We start from the raw sequence: 17,957 nt of genomic DNA, 5'->3' as shown, positions 1-17,957 counted from the left end.
AAGGATAAATGCGTTTATATACAAAGAAAAAACTATTTTTGTGTCTTTCGAATAAAGACAATCAAAATGAAAAAAATTTTTACGGCTATCCCGCTTCTTGCAGCTCTTTTGTTAAGTTCATGTGATGATGGAGATTTAGTCTATAATGACATTGATTTCTCTGCAAAGAACGTAGTAGATAAGTGCCCTAATCCAGGTGCGGAAAAAATTTTCTATAAAATACAAGATCAAGAGAGTTTAATACTTTTAGTTGATGTTGAAAACTTAATGAAAGACCCTACATTAAGTAAGGTACAAGTTACCATTGATGGACAGCAGACTTCTTTGGAATACCGCAAATATGCCGATAAAATTGCAGCCGATAATATCTGTAAGATTCCAAGCCCAGCTTTCCCAAATGTTATAAAGAGCATTATGGCCTCACCAGGTGGTTCTGTAGATATTAGCAGAAATATTACCATGAATTATGATAGTGCGGATAAAGATGCTAAAGTAAACCTTACGTATCAATATGTATTTTATTTACAAAACATCAATTTCAATGATGGTCAAACCAATATAAAGTACGATAAAATGTTCTTTGGTACTAACAATTACCAAAGTAGAATTTTAGACTTTTCTTTTACCAATAAAGATCAAAGACCAGTTTTTGCAAATTATTCTTGCCAAGATCAATTCTTTGCTTTAAACAATAAAGAAGCTCTTTTAATGGATTTAACTAGAGAAGACCTACCTTTAGATGCTACCTCTAGTCCACTTATACTTAAAATTGACGATCAAAGAAAACTAAGTTTTAAACAATACCAAAGAACTGGTATTAGCTTAAACCAAGTATGTGAAAACCCTGGAGATATTCCCGGAGATTCTACTGCTACTATTAATACTTTAGTAGAACTGTGGAAAGCTAGTGGTGGAGAAATTCATATTAGCGCCTCTTGGACACAACCCATTGAAGGTGAAAGACAGTTAAAATACCAAATTTCTCTTGTCAATATAGTTTTCAACAAAGACCAATATGAGAAATATTCCTTTGTAAAACCTATCATCGAATTAGGAGAGTTTTACTAAAAAATAAAGGGCGTGTTTTTAAAGAAGTATACTTTCTTGCAAGCCAAAGAAAAAGCATGAAAAAAATAACGCTTATAAAGAGTATTAATACTCTTTATAAGCGTTATTTTTTTTTGATTCAGCAGACATTAGGCTAATAAACAAAAAAAAAGCTCCTATGCCTTATTCATAACAGCAATAGCGATTCGTCTTTTGTTCTAAATAGACTTAAAAATCAAATCTAATTAAAGCGCCAATACTTATTGCCATTTTAGTACCTTCTGAATTAACCGTCTTAGTGTTTAGGTAATGCTCATAGCCCATACCAATGAATAGTTCATAATTCATATGTTTATTAAAGTTGCGTTTGACCCCAAAGGTTGGGATAATCGAGATCTTTTCTATATCTCTGTGTTTATAGTCCGATATGATAGCCCAGTTTGGAGTATAGGACATATTTAAAGATACACAGTTAGAGGAGTTATATTTTGTATTTAGATTGTCATATCTTCTTTTATTTAGATTATAATTCCATTTAGAACTTATCTGTACTTTACTAGAAACATAAAAATCTGAATTATCAACTCCTGCTAATAAAGCTACACTTGATTGAAAGGAAAAACTACAAGACAAAGCAAACTCATTATATACTCGAGCTTCAAATATTGCTATTTGTCCCCCAAAAAAGGATTTTTCTTTATTTTGAGACAGACCAATAAATGGTACTAATAAATAAACAAATTAAAAACAGTTCTTTACGCATAATTTAATTCTTTTCAAAATAGTACAAACTCCCAGTACTACTATACATTATAAGATAATATATTCCATGGCCTTAGGTAGAATAAAATTTATGGCCCCTACCAAAAGGAAGGGGCCATAAACTTTACAATTTATTGTTTTTCTAATATCCTGAAACAGTATCATCCCCTCTTGGGTCCGCTCCTCCTTGGTAAGTTTTGTTTGGGTTTACAAGAATTCCTTCTACTCTACCATAATTTTTTCTAGGTGATAACTTATAACCTTTGTCCTCTAATTGCTGCCTTACTTTTTGTGAAATAGCATTTTGCTCCACATCGATTTGATCAGGCAACCACTGATGATGGAAACGAGGTGCACTAACAGCTTGTTGCATATTCATCCCAAAATCCACAACATTTAAAATAGTTTGGAAAACAGAAGTTATAATAGTGGATCCCCCAGGGGTACCAACTACCATGTATAACTGGCCTTCTTTCTCAATAATAGTTGGAGACATTGAACTAAGCATTCTCTTACCAGGCTCAATAGCATTTGCTTTACCGCCAACTAAGCCATACATATTAGGAACTCCAGGTTTAATGGAAAAGTCATCCATTTCATTGTTTAAAATAAAACCTGCACCACCTACAACTACATGAGATCCATAAGATCCATTTAAAGTAGTAGTAGCCGATATAGCATTACCCCATTTATCCACTATACAATAATGGGTTGTTTCTTCACTTTCAAATCCTGGAAAAACACCTGGATTAACCTCTGAACTTGGAGTAGCTTTGGATAAATCCACGTTTGCCATTCTACTTTTAATATAAAGAGGATCTAATAATTCTTGTACTGGTATTTTAACAAAGTCAGGATCTCCCAAATATTGGGCTCTATCGGCATAGACTCTTCTTTCTGCCTCTACCATCACTTGAACGGTATTTAAGCTCTGGAAGCCCCACTTAGAAAGAGGGTACTGTTGTACTGCTTGAAACAAAGAAAGTAAAGCAATTCCACCACTACTTGGAGGCGGCATAGAAATAATTTTATAATCCTTATACCATCCAGTTACAGGCTCTCGCCAAATAGCTTGGTAGTTTTCTAGATCTTCTTTGGTAATCATCCCATTACCTCTTTGCATTTCCTGCACGATTAAATCGGCTGTTTGGCCTTTATAAAAACCGTCCCTACCATTTTGTTGTATAAGCTTTAGAGTCTTAGCTAAATCCTCTTGCACTAAAATATCTTGATTTTGCCAAGTTTTATTCTGACTAAACACATTACTTTGACTGCTATATTTTTCAAAATCTTTTGCATGCTTAGTTAATTCCCCTGCTTGCTGTTCTGTAATTGCAAATCCATTTTGAGCCAAATCCACAGCTGGTTGAACTACATCCTTCCAGGGTAAAGATCCATAGCGTTTATGTAGCTCTTCCATCCCTGCAACTGTCCCAGGAACTCCTACCGATAAACTTCCATTTATACTCAATTCCGTTAATGCATTACCATCTGCACCCCAATACATATTTTCTCTGGCTTGCATTGGCGCTTTTTCTCTATAATCTAAACTTTGTACTTGACCATCAGAAGAACGGTAAATGATAAAACCACCACCACCGATGTTACCGGCATTGGGATAAACCACTGCAAGAGCTAATTCTACTGCTACAGCTGCATCAGCTGCATTACCTCCCTTTTTTAGAATATCAACTCCTACTTTACTTGCTAGAGGATGGGCCGCAACAACAAGCCCGTTTTTAAACTCTAATGGTTTTTGAGCAAAAGTGTGTAAAACTCCCGCGCAAACCATAATTGCTGCAATAACTAATTTATTCATGTATGTTTTTTATTAAGGTCAGCAATATATAAAAAATTTAAGTATATTTTTTGTTAACCTTAACGAAATAAAACTTAAAAGACCAAGTAAATCGGGAAAAAACCAATTACAATTTTATTTTAAAAATTTGTCTCAAGCCTAGTAAACTTCTATTTTTGCAAAAAAACACCCATGAATATAAAGTTAATAGCTGTAGGTAAGACAGATAATAAATCTCTACTTGTGTTGATGGAAGATTATATTAAGCGATTAAACTTTTATATTAAGTTTGAGCTAGAAATAATCCCAGACATAAAAAATGCTAAAAATTTATCCCAGGATCAGCAAAAACAAAAAGAAGGAGAACTTATTCTTTCTAAAATAACTCCAAGTGATTATTTAGTTTTATTGGATGAAAACGGTAAAGAATTTACCAGTGTAGGCTTCTCTGAAGAACTTCAGAAAAGAATGAATGCGGGAATAAAAACCTTGGTTTTTGTCATTGGTGGTCCTTATGGTTTTTCCCAAGAGTTGTACCAAGCAAGTAAAGGGAAAATATCTTTTTCAAAAATGACATTTTCCCATCAAATGATTCGTTTATTTGTTATTGAGCAGATCTATAGAGGCTTTACTATCTTAAAGAATGAACCCTACCACCATCAATAATTTGGCCATAAGGCTTAATATACTAAATCTACAGGGTTGAACTGACCCTGTTTTTGCTGTTGATTCAAAAGAATTCTAGTTTGTAAATAGGTTTCAAAATCCAAGTCTTTAGCAAAGCCTAATTGTAATGAGTCGCTTTGTGGTAAATGATCTAACCAATCTGCGTAGCCAAAACTATAACCTTGGATTAATACTGTATCCTTATTTTTTACAAAGACTAAATTCTCTAAAGACGAAGGTCCTTCAAAGCCAAAGTCAACCTCTTTACTTGGTAAAAAAGCCAACCTTTTATTTAAAGTATCCACATAGCTATAAAACACCTCTAGTTGATCACTATGCATATTGCTTTTCTCATCGTATTTCCTTTGTTTAATATTCATTACCTCCTGGGCTACCTCCAAAAGATTCAAATCTCTTTGCACCGATACAATATAATTGGTATTCGCAATACGATTATCTTGATTTACAATCATTTTCCCCTCTTGATCCATTTCAAAATATACAGGTGAATGATTCTCTACAAATTCCGTATTAGTATAGCTAGCTCTGGTTAATTCCAGTTGTTTTCTATTACAACTACTAAGTAAAACCAAACTTAAAAGTAAAAAACTTATTTTTTTCATCTCGTTAAAGCGTTATAGATTTTTTTGGTTTCCACTGCTTGTAAAACATCGTGTACCCTTAAAATAGACACCCCCTTTTGCAAGGCAATAGTATTTAGTACGGTTGTTCCATTTAAAGCAAATTCCGCAGTGGTTTCCAATAATTTATATATCATGGACTTTCTAGAAATACCAACCAAAATAGGCAAATCTAAAGCATGTAACAGCTCCATATATTGCATTAATTCATAATTTTGTTCCAAGGTCTTTGCGAATCCAAAACCTGGATCGATAATAATATCGTTTATCCCTTTTTCTCTAGCTAGAGCCACTTGCTTGGAAAAGTAAGTAATCACTTCTTTTGTGATATTTTGGTACTCAGCCAAGGACTGCATAGTTTGGGGATTTCCCTTCATATGCATCAAGATATAAGGTACTTGCAATTGGCCTACTATCTCTAACATGGTAGGGTCTAATTTCCCCCCTGAAATATCATTAACCATACAAGCTCCAGCTAAAATACTTTGCCTAGCTACTTCCCCTCTAAAGGTATCTATGGAGATTTTTACCTGTGGAAATTCTTTTACCAATAATTCTACAACTGGAATAATTCTAGCTAATTCTTGGTCTTGAGCTACAAAATCTGCACTTGGTTTGCTAGAATAAGCTCCAAGGTCTAAAAAATCTGCCCCCTGCTCTAGCATTAACTCCCCTTGGGCTAAAAAGTCCTTGTCGGATTTGTATTTTCCACCATCAAAAAAAGAATTGGGAGTAATATTTAAAATTCCCATTATTTTTGGATCACATAAATCAATTAATTCTCCCTTACAATTTATTGTCATTGTGTGTTATACGTTAGTTTTTTTGTACATTTATCTAATAAAGCAATTTCAAAAACTATTTTAGCCTTTCAAAGGGCTAGTTTTATTAGTATTTTTGAAAAAATATAAGACAAATATAATTCAAATGAACACTACTTCTACCCAATATGATCAAGTAATTGCACTTTGTAGAGATTTATACTTACGCAAAATGAAAGATTATGGTTGCGCTTGGCGCGTTTTACGCCTTAGCTCTTTAACGGATCAAATTTATATAAAAGCTCAACGCATACGAAGCATACAAGAGAACGAAGTGCAAAAGATACAAGAAAATCAGGAATCTGAATTCATCGGTATTATCAACTACTGTATAATGGCTTTGATTAACCTGGATTTACCTCAAGTTAAACAACCTGATTTAACTGTAGAACAAGCCACTAATTTGTATGATCAAAAGGTAAAACTTACCAAAGAGTTAATGGAAGACAAAAACCATGATTACGGAGAGGCTTGGAGGGATTTAAGGGTTAGTTCTCTAACGGACTTAATCATACAAAAACTTCTAAGAGTAAAACAAATAGAAGATAACAAAGGTAAAACAATCGCCTCTGAAGGGGTTGATGCCAATTACCAAGATATGATTAACTATGCTGTATTTGCTATGATACACTTAGAGAATAAAAACTAAACAATCCTATTTATACCTTAAGCCTTTAATGAAATGAAAATCATTGCAAAACTATCCCAATTTTTTGTTGGAATCCTATTTATAATCTCTGGTTTAATTAAATTAAACGACCCTGTTGGTTTTTCTTTTAAACTGGAAGAGTATTTCTCTGCTGGTGTGCTAGATTTACCATCACTCTATCCGTATGCCTTAGATATTGCACTAATTGTAGTAATTGCTGAAGTACTATTAGGGGTAGCACTGCTTATTGGCTTTATGCGTAAGCTTACCCTTTGGCTACTTTTAGCCATGATTGTATTCTTTAGCTTTTTAACTTTTTACTCGGCCTATTTTAATAAAGTAACTGACTGTGGATGTTTCGGAGATGCCATTAGCCTTACTCCATGGCAAAGTTTCACTAAAGACATCGTTTTACTAATTTTAATCCTTTTTGTGTTTTTCAATGAAAAAGTAGTAAGCAAACTATTTACAGCTAAGAAGCGTTTTCTAATTATGTTAGTTAGTTTACTTGGGTGTGGCTTTATGGGATATTGGGTATTAAACCATTTGCCTTTGAAAGACTTTAGAGTATACAAAGTAGGTACGGATATTCTAGAGAATATGGAAGTACCAGAAGATGCACCCCTAAGCAAATTTGAGATGACCTTCTACTATTTAGTAGATGGAAAAGAAACTGCCTTTAGCGATAAAGAACTTAGTCAAATTCCAAGTGGAGCAACTTTTATTAGAAGAACCGACAAACTAATCCAACAAGGATACATACCACCAATCCATGATTTTACAATGGATAAGGATGGTTTTGATTATACTTATGATATGATGCAAGAGCAGAAGCTTGCTTTAATTATCACTTACGATTTGCAAAGAGCAGAAAAGCAAGGTATGCAAAAAATGAAAGACTTTGCTAATAAAGCTATCGTCAATGGTTATAAAGTAATTGGACTGACGGCTTCAGATAGTGAGCTATCTGACCAAAACATTGAATTATATGATTTGCCTTTTGAATATTATACGTGTGATGGAACAACTTTAAAAACAATTGAACGTTCTAACCCAAGTATCGTCCTTTTAGAAAAAGGAGTCATTACTCAAAAAAGTCATTACAATGATATAGACCAATTAAACTTATAGTATTTTGATTGGTTACTTTCTAAAAAAATTAGGCTATGGTATCGCTACTTTATTTGGAGTAGTAAGTGTGGTGTTTTTTTTATTTCATATCCTACCAGGTGATCCAGCTAGGATGATGTTAGATCAAAATGAATCTGCCCAGCAAATAGCCTTAATTAATAAGAAATTTGGCTTTGATAAAAGTCTAGAAAAACAATACGCTCTTTATCTTAACGACCTATCCTTTATCTCCTTACATAGTACTAACCCAGAGGATTACTCCTATGACAAGGGGCAATACAAAGGCTTTACTTTTTTTAAATATAAAGACCACCAGGTGCTTATTAAATTACCTTATTTAAGAGAGAGTTTTCAAAAAAGGGATAAAAAAGTAAGTGAAATACTATGGGAAACATTACCCAATACTGTGCTGCTTGCCTTTATAGCCATTAGTATAGCCCTAGTAGTAGGAATGCTTCTTGGGATTATAAGTTTTGTATGGGTAAACACTTGGATTGACAAGGCTATATCCCTTATAAGTACCTTTGGAATGAGTATACCCTCGTTTTTTAGCGCCATATTATTTGCTTGGATTTTTGGTTACTTATTACACGATTATACCAATCTTCCCATGAGCGGTAGCCTTTACGAAGTAGATGACTTTGGACAAGGGGAATACATGGCTTTAAAGAATTGTATCTTACCAAGTATAGTTCTTGGGATTAGACCATTAGCCGTGGTGTGCCAGCTTATGAGAAGTTCTCTTTTAGAGGTATTTAACCAAGACTATATTACAACAGCTAAGGCAAAAGGCTTACCTCTTTGGGCAATTATTAGATCCCATGGTTTAAAAAACGCCTTAAATCCAGTAGTTACTGCTTTATCAGGCTGGTTTGCTTCTATGTTAGCTGGAGCAGTTTTCGTGGAGTATATATTTGGTTGGAATGGATTAGGGAAACAAATTGTCGAGGCATTAAACACCTTAGACTTGCCCGTTATTATGGGAGCCGTATTACTAATAGCAACTAGTTTTATACTAGTAACTATTTTGGTAGATTTGATCTACGCTTATTTAGATCCACGAATTAAATTGAATTAATAATAAATAATCATATGAAAAAAGTATTCTTTTCTCTAGCTCTTGTAGCTCTAAGCTTTACCGCTTGTAAAGAAAAAGCAGAACAAGTAGAAACCCAGACATTTCAGGAGTCTTCTACCCTAGATATAGGGAAAGATACCCAAGAGACACCTAAAGAAGATCCCACGGCATTTTCTGCTGAGGTTTTAAATACTGCCTTCCAAACTATGGATGGACATACAGTAACTCTTAAAGATATTTTAGATAAAGCTAAGGGTAAACCGGCTTTAATTGATATTTGGGCTTCATGGTGTCCCGATTGTATTACAGCTATCGATGGAGCAAACCAAATTAAACAACAATTCCCTTCTACCACTTATATCTACCTATCTTTAGATAAGACAGTAGAAAAATGGCAAGAGGCCGTGGAGAAATACCAATTAAAAGGAGAACATTACTTCTTACTTGACCCTAAAGGAATGAGAGGAGAATTTGGAGCGGCAATTGATTTAAATTGGATTCCACGTTATATTGTAATAGATAAAGCTTCTAACATTGCTTTATATAACGCAACAGAGAAGAATTTTGAGCAAATCAAAGAAATTTTAACGAAATTAAACTAATATGAGAAAGTCAATCGTTGCTGGAAACTGGAAAATGCATAAAACCTATCCAGAAACAAAAAAGTTTTTAGATGAATTAGTACCAATGCTACCTTCAAGTGATAAAGTTGAAGTAATTGTAGCACCATCTTTTACCAACTTACAATGTGCAACCACTTTATTAGAAGGTAAACAAGTAAAGGTTTCTGCTCAAAATATGCACCAAGCAGAAGGTGGAGCATTTACAGGAGAAATTTCTGCACAGATGCTAACAAGTGTTGGAGTAAAAACCGTTATTCTAGGACATTCTGAAAGAAGAATTTACTTCCATGAAACTAGCGCTGATTTACGTGCTAAAGTGGATACAGCTTTAAGACATGGAATGAAAGTGATTTTCTGTATTGGTGAAGAATTAAAACACAGAGAAGCAAAACAACACTTCAATGTGATTTTCGCTCAATTAACAGATGGTTTATTCCATTTATCTGCCTCTGAATTTGAGCATATCATCGTAGCTTATGAACCTGTTTGGGCAATTGGTACAGGCCAAACAGCAACTAATGAGCAAGCACAAGAAATGCACAAATTTATTCGCGAAGAAATCGAGCGTAAATACGATAAAAAAGTAGCCCAAGCTACTCGCATATTATATGGTGGAAGCGTTAAGGCTTCTAATGCTAAAGAAATTTTCGCTCAACCAGATGTAGACGGTGGTCTAGTTGGTGGAGCAGCATTAATTGCAGAGGATTTCGCTAAAATAGTAGAAGCAGCTATTTAAGCAAACCTATTAAAACCAATAAAAGCAGTAAGGAATATTTCTTGCTGCTTTTTTTGGCTTAAAATTCTCCCATTATATTCTTGGTATAATTTTTTAAGCTAATCCCAATGTATGTTGTATCTTTGAGCCATAAATTTGTTTATAATGTCTAAAGAAACCAAAAAAGGTATCTATCAAGGAATAATTGAAAAAGATGCCCAAGGAAATTACTTTTGCGGACCATATTTATTGGATTATCAATATGTAGAAAGTACCTTTCAACTAGGAGATAAAGTAAGTATTAAAACCCTTATTGCAAATCCTAGCGCTAAAAGTAGAGAACAATATCCTAAAAAGTCAATGAAATTTTTCTTGGCACAAGAGGACTAAATAAAAAAGGTTTGTATGGCATTTTACCATACAAACCTTTTCTATTTATCTTACATTTTGCTTAATGTAGATTTGAGTGGCACCTAGGCCATATTTTTGGTAATTAGCATCCTCAGCTACCACTTCGGGATAACGCGAAAACAAATACTCTAATTCGGTTTTTAAAACCCCTTCTCCTACTCCGTGGATAAATACAATGCGTGGGATTCGATTAGCTATAGCCCATTCCAATTGTCCCCTAGCGGTATCTAATTGTAAGATTAGCATATCGTATTTTTCCATGCGAGCATGATTTTTGGTTAGCTTCTCAATATGCAGGTCAGCCTCCATAATAAAATCTTTATTCTTTGAGCGTTTTTCTTTGACAAAACTGCGTTTTACAGGACCTACCTTTTGCTCCTGAGAGGCAGCAATAGATCCCCTAGTACTAGCTTTTTCGATAATTTTATCCTCCTGGTTTTCTACCTTTAGCAGCTCCTTAGGTTGGTAAAATAATAAAAATCCCTCTGGGGTTTCTATAGTAACTTTATCTGCTTCTATCTTTTGAACTACCCCTTGTTGATCTTCATCTAAAACAAGTACTTTATCTCCTTTTTTTAGCATGATCTTCTGTTTTTTGTGGTTCTTCTTCCTGGGCGTTATCCATAAGGTTTTCTTTAATACCTGCATCGAATTCACGTTCGGCTGGATTTTGCATTTGCGCATTGGAATTAGTAGGAGTTTTGCTCATAAGTCTAGCCATTAGACCAAAAAACAACACCACAGCTACTACCTGCACCCATATTTGAGCATTGCCATTTGCTTGTTGGGTTAAAGCCCAAATCATAAAAACAATAGCAATAACAACATATATAATTTTAACTATTTTATTCATCTTAGCATTTTTTAAGGAGCTAAACGCTCAACAATCCAATCTAGCTTATCTTCACTTAGGCGATAACGCAATCTATCGTGCAGTCTATTTGGTCTACCTTGCCAGAATTCTATAGAAATAGGTTCTACACAAAATCCACCCCAAAAATCAGGCCTTTTAATATCCTGAGGATTCTCTTGTTCTAGCTGCTTTAGCCTATCTTCCAATACCTTATAACTCTCTATGACCTGGCTTTGATTAGAAGCGATAGCCCCTAGTTTAGATCCATGTGGACGAGAGTCAAAGTAATTATCACTTTGGCTTGCACTTACCTTTTTTGCTAAACCTTTGATAATGACCTGTCTTTCCATACCTGGCCAAAAAAACGATAAACAAACGTGAGGGTTGGCCAATATTGCTTTGGATTTTTCCGATTCGTAATTGGTATAAAACACAAAGCCATTTTCATCATAGCTTTTTAAAAGTACTACTCTTGTTTTTGGAAATCCATCTAATCCAATGCTACTTACATGCATAGCATTAACTTCTCTTTCCAAATGGCTTTGCTCCACTTCTACAAACCATTTTCTAAATTGCATCAAAGCATCTTTATGAGCTAGACTTTCACTTAGAATATCCTTATCATAAACTTGTCTATAATTGCTTAAATCTTTCATGGGCAATAAAATTATAGATTAAAAATAGCGCCATCATCCCCATTCAAAATTTTTCCGTCAAAAACCGTTTCGGCTTGCTTTTTAAATAAAGTGATGTCGGAATAACGAGTAGAGTAATGACCTAAAACTAATGTTTTACATCCTGCTAATTTTGCAATAGCGGCTGCTTCTTTGGCCGTGCTATGCTTGGTATGTTCCGTATAATGAGATTCAGAATCCAAAAAAGTACTCTCATGATACAATACATCTACTCCTTTTATAATAGGAACAATACTCTCTGAGTATTTTGTATCCGAACAAAAAGCATAACTCTGCCCTTTTTCAGGATCATAGGTTAATTCCTTATTCGAGATAACTTCTCCAGAATCTAGGGTAATATCAGATCCATCTTTTATTTTCTGGTAATAACACTTTTCTATGCCGTAGTCCATAATAGCACCTAAGCGCAATTTTCTTTCTTGCTTGCTTTCTTCAAATAAAAACCCATTGGTATAAACCCTATGATCTAAAGGAATAGTAGTTACTTTTACTTTATCATCTTGATAAATAACCTCGGACTCCTTACTAGTGAGTTCGTGAAAAAACAGTTTATAACTTGTAAAAGAATTCGATAAGCGCAATTGCAATAGGATTACTTCCTTAATCCCCTTAGGACCATACACATGAAGGTCATTTTGGCGATTTAATAAAGAAAAAGTAGAGATAAGTCCTATTAGACCAAAGAAGTGGTCTCCGTGTAAATGGGAAATGAAAATACGATTAATACGCTGAAATTTTATCTTACGACGCCTCAATTGTACTTGGGTACCTTCTCCTGCATCGATAAGGAACATCTCATTGGCAATTTCTAAAACCTGAGAAGTGGGATTAGTAATAGACCTAGGTGTAGCCGCATAACAGCCTAATATGGTAAGCTTCAATTTATTAGTTTTTTTGTAATTACACTTGTAATGTACAAAAAAGACCCTAAGATAACAAAAAGAAAAAGGCTTAATTTCTTAAGCCTTTTTTGGTATAATTATTTTAAAATCCTAATTCTCTTTGGATCTCATCCATATCAATAATATCTCCAGCCTCTAATAAAGTAGGCACTACAACTAACTCCTGGTCAAAGTCATTAAAATCCACATCTGGAATAACAATAACAAAAGATTTTTTAGCAGTATTGACATGCTCTAGAGCTAATTGCTCAAATAACAACAAATCGGATTCTACAATATCATTGGCATGATTAGTCAAGTCCACAATAATATTCTTGTGGGCTAAACTAACTTTATATTGATCTTTGATCTTTTGAATAAAATCGGCAATATCCGCCTGATTATTAACAAGAATTGCGCTGTGTCCTTTCTCCTTAATTTTCATACTATACCTTTTTAAATGCCTTTTTATGGGCTGAACTTTAATTATTTTATTTTAGAGGCTAATAAATAGGTAACAGCCATTCGAATAGCAACCCCATTTTCAACCTGATCTAAAATAACAGCTTGATCACTATCAGCAACCTCAGAGGTAATCTCTACCCCACGATTAATTGGTCCTGGGTGCATTACCATTATTTTCTTATCTAAAGAATCTAAAATTTCTTTAGTTAATCCATATTGTTGAGAATACTCTCTAGTGGATGGAAAATAACTATAATCCAAACGTTCGTTCTGTACCCTTAACATATTTGCAGCATCACACCAATTTAGTGCCTTGCGTAAATCCGATTCTACTTTTACTCCTAGCTCAGCAATATACCTTGGAATCAACGTTTTTGGTCCACATACCATTACCTGTGCTCCTTGTTTTTGCAAAGCAAAAATATTAGATAATGCCACCCTAGAGTGTAGAATATCCCCTACAATAACTACTTTTTTACCTGCCACATCCCCTAATTGCTCTCTAATAGAATAACTATCTAGTAAAGCTTGAGTTGGGTGCTCATGGGCACCATCTCCTGCGTTTATGATACTTGCGTTAACATTTTTGGATAAAAAATACGCCGCTCCAGGATTACTATGGCGCATAACAACCATATCCACCTTCATGGCCAAAATATTATTCACCGTATCAATTAAGGTTTCTCCTTTTTTCACAGAACTTTGGGCTGCTGAAAAGCTTATTACATCGGCAGACAATCTTTTTTGTGCTAACTCAAAAGATAATTTTGTTCGTGTGGAGTTCTCAAAGAAGATATTGGCAATGGTAATATCTCTTAAAGAAGGTACTTTTTTAATCGGGCGATTGATAACTTCCTTGAAATGATCTGCTGTTTCAAAAATTAGATTAATATCGTTTTCATTGATATACTTTATACCTAAAAGATGATTTACACTTAGTTCCTTCATTCTTGATTTGGATTTCCTATTTTTAAATATTTTGGTTTTCTTGTGAGGCTAAAAACACACAGTCCTCTTTGCCTTGCTCTGACCATTGCACCCTTACCGATTCATTATTGATGGCATCTACTTGACGACCTCTATAGTCAGGCTGTATAGGTAAATTCCTAGAAAATCTACGGTCAATTAATACTAAAAGTTCAATTTCTTTAGGACGTCCAAAAGATTGAATAGCAGTTAATGCTGCGCGAATGCTGCGCCCTGTAAAAAGAACGTCATCAATAAAGACAACATTTTTATCTTCTACAAGAAAATCGATTTGTGTTTTATTGGCTTCAAGAGGTTTTTGATTTCTTCTAAAATCATCTCTAAAAAATGTAATATCTAAAAAACCTAAAGCAATAGAAGGAATATGGTATTCATTTTCTAAAATATGCTTAATACGCTCAGCTAAGAATCGGCCACGTGGCTGAATACCAATAAGAAGTGTTTCAGAAAAATCAAGGTGATTTTCCACTAACTGACATGCCAAACGATGAAGAATAATGTCAATCTCTTTTGAAGTAAGTAATACTTTTGGATTCATATAAAAAAGAGTTGTGTTTGGGTGGTAAAATTACAATTAAATATTGTTCTGTACTAATTTAAGCCCAAACAAAATGTAAATTTTATATTTGCCAAAGTACTAAGGCCCTATTTAAAGATAGCCTTTACAACTAACCTACTAATTGATAACTCAATAGCCCTTGTCTGATCTTGAACCCTATTATAAATTTCACGTCTCACTTAAAAGAAAGCCAATAATTATAGGTACCTTTACCCCACAACTACTTTAAAAGTTTAATTTATTTCTTATGATGCATAAAAGCTACCTTCTAATTTTTGTATTATTCTCTAGCCTTTTAACCTTCGCTCAAAATGGGATCGATCCTGACTTGTCTTACTTTTTTAACCTTCAAAAAGAATCCACTAAACAAGGAGTGTATTTTAAGCTATCTCCCAAGGATCAAACCATAGAAGGTAATACATCTACTACCTTTTTTAAGGTACCTTTTAAAACCCTAAAAAAGCAAAATAACCTACTACAAATCAGTACAGGAAAAATAGATTTCCAAGTATTTAAAAACAGTTCATTATCTCGAAAAAACAAAAAAGCACTAAGAAGTTTGTTTAACCAACAAAACCTAGTCTTTACCACCATAGACACTACTACTTTCCTATATAAAAATAAAGTAAGTCAAAAATCTATAGCTCTAGATAAAGTCAAACAACAAGGACTGTATAGCTATATCATCAAACACCAATGGAAAGTAATACAAATCCACCAAGAAAACCTGGGGTTATCTAATCAAATGGTAGAACTATTCTTTGACCCAAACCAAAACTTAGTTAGTGTTAAGGATAAAGAAAATCACTTTTTTCTAAGGTATTATTTTGATTTTCCTACCAACACTGTTCACTTTTCAAAAATAGAAAACCACTCGGATTCTTTGCTTTCACCAAAGAGCAAGCTTCTACAAAGCACCTTGGAGATTTTAAATCACCAAAGCTATCTTTTCGATGTAGCAGATCAAACCCTTAATCTGTATAAAGATGATGCGATTATTTTAATGTTAGCAAAATTCACTTACTAAAATAGCTACAATATCTTTTCAAAACCATATTATATTTAAATAAGTATTTAAGAAAACAAAAGCCCCAAAATCAACTAAACCTATATTGATTTTGGGGCTTTTTATATATTTTCTATGTAGAAGTAGTTGAATTATCGACTAAGAATAATAAACTCACTTCGTCTATTAATTGCATCTTCAAGTTCACTACACGGATCACAATCTACTTTTGTTCGGCTAGAACCATACCCTTTGTATTCTAATCTATCTGGTGAAACACCCTGAGAAATCAGATACTCTACAGTAGCTTTAGCTCTTTGTTCGGATAAGGCTAAGTTATACTCGGCTTTACCTTTACTATCAGTATGAGAGTCAACCTGTATACGCATAGTTGGATAACGCTTCATTACCTGTACTAATTTATTTAGCTCTGGTTTACTTTGCTCGGTAATTTCCTTTTGATCGAAAGCAAAATTAATATCAGCAAGTTCAATATGACTATCCTGTATTACCAAATCCTCTAAAGGCACAAGTTCCACTACTATTTGAATTTTTTCTTGTTCTCTTTGAAGTTTAACCACCTGTTTTTCATTTAAAAAATCTTCATGGGATACCTCTAGGTCAAAATCAGTCAAACAATTCAAAGGTAAAGAAACACTTCCTTTTCTTCCAGTAAAAATGGCTGGAAGAGGCTGTCTAACATCATTGGTAAACTGCACTTTAGCTCCGCTTATATGGTGCCCATGGGTTTTATTTTTCACCACTATCTCCACATCCACAGCACATACCTGTTTCACCTTATAAATATCAGTCCTACCAATGCGGTTAGTAGAGACAAAGCCTATATGCTTTTGAGGATAAAAACTAAAGGCATAATCATCCCTAGGAGTATTTAATGGCGCCCCTAGATTAACCGGCTTTTGTGTAGGGTTTTTCAGATCGTAACTATATACATCTAATCCTCCATAACCTCCCCATCTATCGGAAGCAAAATAAAGTATATTGTCTTCACTAATAAAAGGAAAATCATTTTTAGTCCCTGAATTCACTATAGGTCCCAAGTTTTCTGGTTCTCCATACTCCAAACCATCTTCTAAAATTTCAACTCTCCAAATATCCAATTCTCCAAAACTACCTGGCATATTAGAGGCAAAGTATAAATAGGTAGAATCCGGAGTAATAGCAGGATTTTGATAGGTATATTCCCCTTTGGTAAAGGGAAGTTTTTTAATCTTTCTAAACTTGGTTTTCTTTAAAGTGGCTGTAAAGAGATTATTGATTTGATCTCTTTTTTTAACCACCGGTATTTTTCTAAATTTCCTATACCTAAAGCTCTCAGAGGTAAAAATAACCGTATTAGGTAATACCCCTTGGGTTAGTGTACCATCATTAAATCGTTTATTGATTTTTCCTTTTAAACGAGTAGCAATAAAAATCGGCTCATCGGCTTGTTTATACTGAGCCATATACAAATCAAAGTTTGGCTCTCTTTTCAAAGGAGTACGCACCTCAAAGAGTTTTCGAGGAATTTTCTTTTCGTGTTTTGTACGATTAGATACAAAGTAAAGGGTGTCATTTTTATTTAAAAAAGCTCCATAATCTTGGGTTTGTCTATCATTGAAACCAATTTCACTGAACATAAACCTTTGCTTTAGCTTATACAAATCGTAATAAGCATCTGGATTTTGCAAAAAGTCTCTACTTCTGGAGTCCGTTGGAACCATAGCCGAGAAATCATCCATCATGTCTCTAGCTACCTCGTACCTACCGGTTTTCTGTAAGATTTTGGCGTATTTATAATAAATCTCTGGCGATACAGAAGGATCCTTATAAATGGCCTTTCCATAGTATTTAGAGGCTTCGATATCTCTTGTTAAACGATCATAACAATCGGCTAATTGTAAATAAATATAGTTATCGGTACGAATACCCCTTTCTAATCGCTTATACTCCTTAGCTGCTTTATCATATTCTCCTTTTTTATAATATTTATCGGCTAGCTTTAAACTGGGCTTCCCCTTAGCTTCTAGACTCAAAGACAGAAACATGGCTAAACAAACAAAAAGGATACTTCTAAAAGAAATAGTGTGCATTGGCTTATTTTTAATTTTACTTGTTCTATATCTAACGCAAAAACAAAAGATAAGTTGTAAAGATAAAACTAATTAT

The 17,957-nt window shown here is 34.0% G+C and carries 21 protein-coding genes; 9 read left to right on the top strand and 12 right to left on the bottom strand.

What is annotated here, in order from left to right; translation table 11 throughout:
- Positions 1-66: 66 nt before the first annotated feature.
- On the top strand, positions 67-1,068 hold the full coding sequence (locus ACYSNX_RS06795; protein ID WP_461753926.1) for a hypothetical protein: 1,002 nt from the start codon (positions 67-69) through the stop codon (positions 1,066-1,068).
- A 207-nt stretch (positions 1,069-1,275) separates the two neighbouring features.
- On the opposite strand, the gene ACYSNX_RS06790 is transcribed toward ACYSNX_RS06795, so the two are convergent.
- Positions 1,276-1,680: a hypothetical protein gene (locus ACYSNX_RS06790; protein ID WP_461753925.1), complete on the bottom strand. Its 405-nt coding sequence runs from the start codon at positions 1,678-1,680 to the stop codon at positions 1,276-1,278.
- Positions 1,681-1,951: 271 nt separating this feature from the next.
- On the bottom strand, positions 1,952-3,628 hold the full coding sequence (ggt, locus tag ACYSNX_RS06785; protein WP_461753924.1) for a gamma-glutamyltransferase: 1,677 nt from the start codon (positions 3,626-3,628) through the stop codon (positions 1,952-1,954).
- 171 nt (positions 3,629-3,799) lie between these two features.
- Between ggt and rlmH the strand changes: the two genes are divergently transcribed.
- Positions 3,800-4,273 carry a 23S rRNA (pseudouridine(1915)-N(3))-methyltransferase RlmH gene (gene rlmH / locus ACYSNX_RS06780; RefSeq protein WP_461753923.1) on the top strand — a complete coding sequence of 158 codons (474 nt, stop codon included), beginning with the start codon at positions 3,800-3,802 and terminating at the stop codon, positions 4,271-4,273.
- 14 nt (positions 4,274-4,287) lie between these two features.
- Here the strand turns inward: rlmH and ACYSNX_RS06775 are convergent, their stop codons facing one another.
- Complete coding sequence (locus ACYSNX_RS06775) at positions 4,288-4,896, bottom strand: hypothetical protein (RefSeq protein ID WP_461753922.1); 609 nt, start codon at positions 4,894-4,896, stop codon at positions 4,288-4,290.
- Complete coding sequence (folP, locus tag ACYSNX_RS06770) at positions 4,893-5,717, bottom strand: dihydropteroate synthase (protein WP_461753921.1); 825 nt, start codon at positions 5,715-5,717, stop codon at positions 4,893-4,895. Before folP ends, ACYSNX_RS06775 begins: the two co-directional genes overlap by 4 nt.
- Before the next feature lie 124 nt (positions 5,718-5,841).
- Between folP and ACYSNX_RS06765 the strand changes: the two genes are divergently transcribed.
- The 6 genes from ACYSNX_RS06765 to ACYSNX_RS06740 all read left to right on the top strand — a co-directional run bounded on the left by ACYSNX_RS06765 (position 5,842) and on the right by ACYSNX_RS06740 (position 10,321).
- Positions 5,842-6,384: a DUF1599 domain-containing protein gene (locus ACYSNX_RS06765; protein ID WP_461753920.1), complete on the top strand. Its 543-nt coding sequence runs from the start codon at positions 5,842-5,844 to the stop codon at positions 6,382-6,384.
- A 33-nt stretch (positions 6,385-6,417) separates the two neighbouring features.
- The gene (locus ACYSNX_RS06760) at positions 6,418-7,515 is read left to right on the top strand and encodes a BT_3928 family protein (RefSeq protein ID WP_461753919.1); all 1,098 of its coding nucleotides are present in this window, start codon (positions 6,418-6,420) and stop codon (positions 7,513-7,515) included.
- 4 nt (positions 7,516-7,519) lie between these two features.
- The gene (locus ACYSNX_RS06755; protein ID WP_461753918.1) at positions 7,520-8,593 is read left to right on the top strand and encodes an ABC transporter permease; all 1,074 of its coding nucleotides are present in this window, start codon (positions 7,520-7,522) and stop codon (positions 8,591-8,593) included.
- A 14-nt stretch (positions 8,594-8,607) separates the two neighbouring features.
- Entirely contained in the window at positions 8,608-9,195 is a 588-nt protein-coding gene (locus tag ACYSNX_RS06750) for a TlpA family protein disulfide reductase (RefSeq protein ID WP_461753917.1), read from the top strand.
- Position 9,196: 1 nt separating this feature from the next.
- Entirely contained in the window at positions 9,197-9,952 is a 756-nt protein-coding gene (gene tpiA, locus ACYSNX_RS06745; protein WP_461753916.1) for a triose-phosphate isomerase, read from the top strand.
- Positions 9,953-10,096: 144 nt separating this feature from the next.
- Positions 10,097-10,321: a hypothetical protein gene (locus ACYSNX_RS06740; protein WP_461753915.1), complete on the top strand. Its 225-nt coding sequence runs from the start codon at positions 10,097-10,099 to the stop codon at positions 10,319-10,321.
- Between the two features lie 45 nt (positions 10,322-10,366).
- Here the strand turns inward: ACYSNX_RS06740 and ACYSNX_RS06735 are convergent, their stop codons facing one another.
- The 7 genes from ACYSNX_RS06735 to pyrR form a co-directional block, all read right to left on the bottom strand.
- A complete protein-coding gene (locus tag ACYSNX_RS06735) occupies positions 10,367-10,924 on the bottom strand; it encodes a Smr/MutS family protein (RefSeq protein ID WP_461753914.1) in 558 nt (185 codons plus the stop codon).
- Positions 10,905-11,195, bottom strand: a complete 291-nt coding sequence (locus tag ACYSNX_RS06730) for a hypothetical protein (protein WP_461753913.1) — start codon at positions 11,193-11,195, stop codon at positions 10,905-10,907. Before ACYSNX_RS06730 ends, ACYSNX_RS06735 begins: the two co-directional genes overlap by 20 nt.
- 11 nt (positions 11,196-11,206) lie before the next feature.
- Positions 11,207-11,851 (bottom strand): pyridoxamine 5'-phosphate oxidase, encoded by a 645-nt coding sequence (pdxH, locus tag ACYSNX_RS06725; RefSeq protein ID WP_461753912.1) that lies wholly within the window; start codon positions 11,849-11,851, stop codon positions 11,207-11,209.
- A gap of 11 nt (positions 11,852-11,862) precedes the next feature.
- On the bottom strand, positions 11,863-12,771 hold the full coding sequence (locus ACYSNX_RS06720) for a ribonuclease Z (RefSeq protein WP_461753911.1): 909 nt from the start codon (positions 12,769-12,771) through the stop codon (positions 11,863-11,865).
- Between the two features lie 103 nt (positions 12,772-12,874).
- Entirely contained in the window at positions 12,875-13,216 is a 342-nt protein-coding gene (locus ACYSNX_RS06715; protein ID WP_461753910.1) for a ribonuclease Z, read from the bottom strand.
- A 41-nt stretch (positions 13,217-13,257) separates the two neighbouring features.
- Positions 13,258-14,184, bottom strand: a complete 927-nt coding sequence (locus ACYSNX_RS06710) for an aspartate carbamoyltransferase catalytic subunit (protein ID WP_461753909.1) — start codon at positions 14,182-14,184, stop codon at positions 13,258-13,260.
- A gap of 22 nt (positions 14,185-14,206) precedes the next feature.
- On the bottom strand, positions 14,207-14,761 hold the full coding sequence (gene pyrR, locus ACYSNX_RS06705) for a bifunctional pyr operon transcriptional regulator/uracil phosphoribosyltransferase PyrR (RefSeq protein WP_461753908.1): 555 nt from the start codon (positions 14,759-14,761) through the stop codon (positions 14,207-14,209).
- A gap of 268 nt (positions 14,762-15,029) precedes the next feature.
- Between pyrR and ACYSNX_RS06700 the strand changes: the two genes are divergently transcribed.
- A complete protein-coding gene (locus ACYSNX_RS06700) occupies positions 15,030-15,809 on the top strand; it encodes a hypothetical protein (protein ID WP_461753907.1) in 780 nt (259 codons plus the stop codon).
- 131 nt (positions 15,810-15,940) lie between these two features.
- Here ACYSNX_RS06700 and ACYSNX_RS06695 read toward each other — a convergent pair whose 3' ends face one another.
- Positions 15,941-17,881, bottom strand: coding sequence for an OmpA family protein (locus tag ACYSNX_RS06695; protein ID WP_461753906.1), 1,941 nt, complete (start codon positions 17,879-17,881; stop codon positions 15,941-15,943).
- Positions 17,882-17,957: the final 76 nt, after the last annotated feature.

The sequence above is a fragment of the Myroides sp. LJL115 genome (assembly GCF_054871665.1).
Note: the sequence above shows the minus strand (reverse complement) of the source record. Positions and strands in the feature narration are given on the sequence as shown.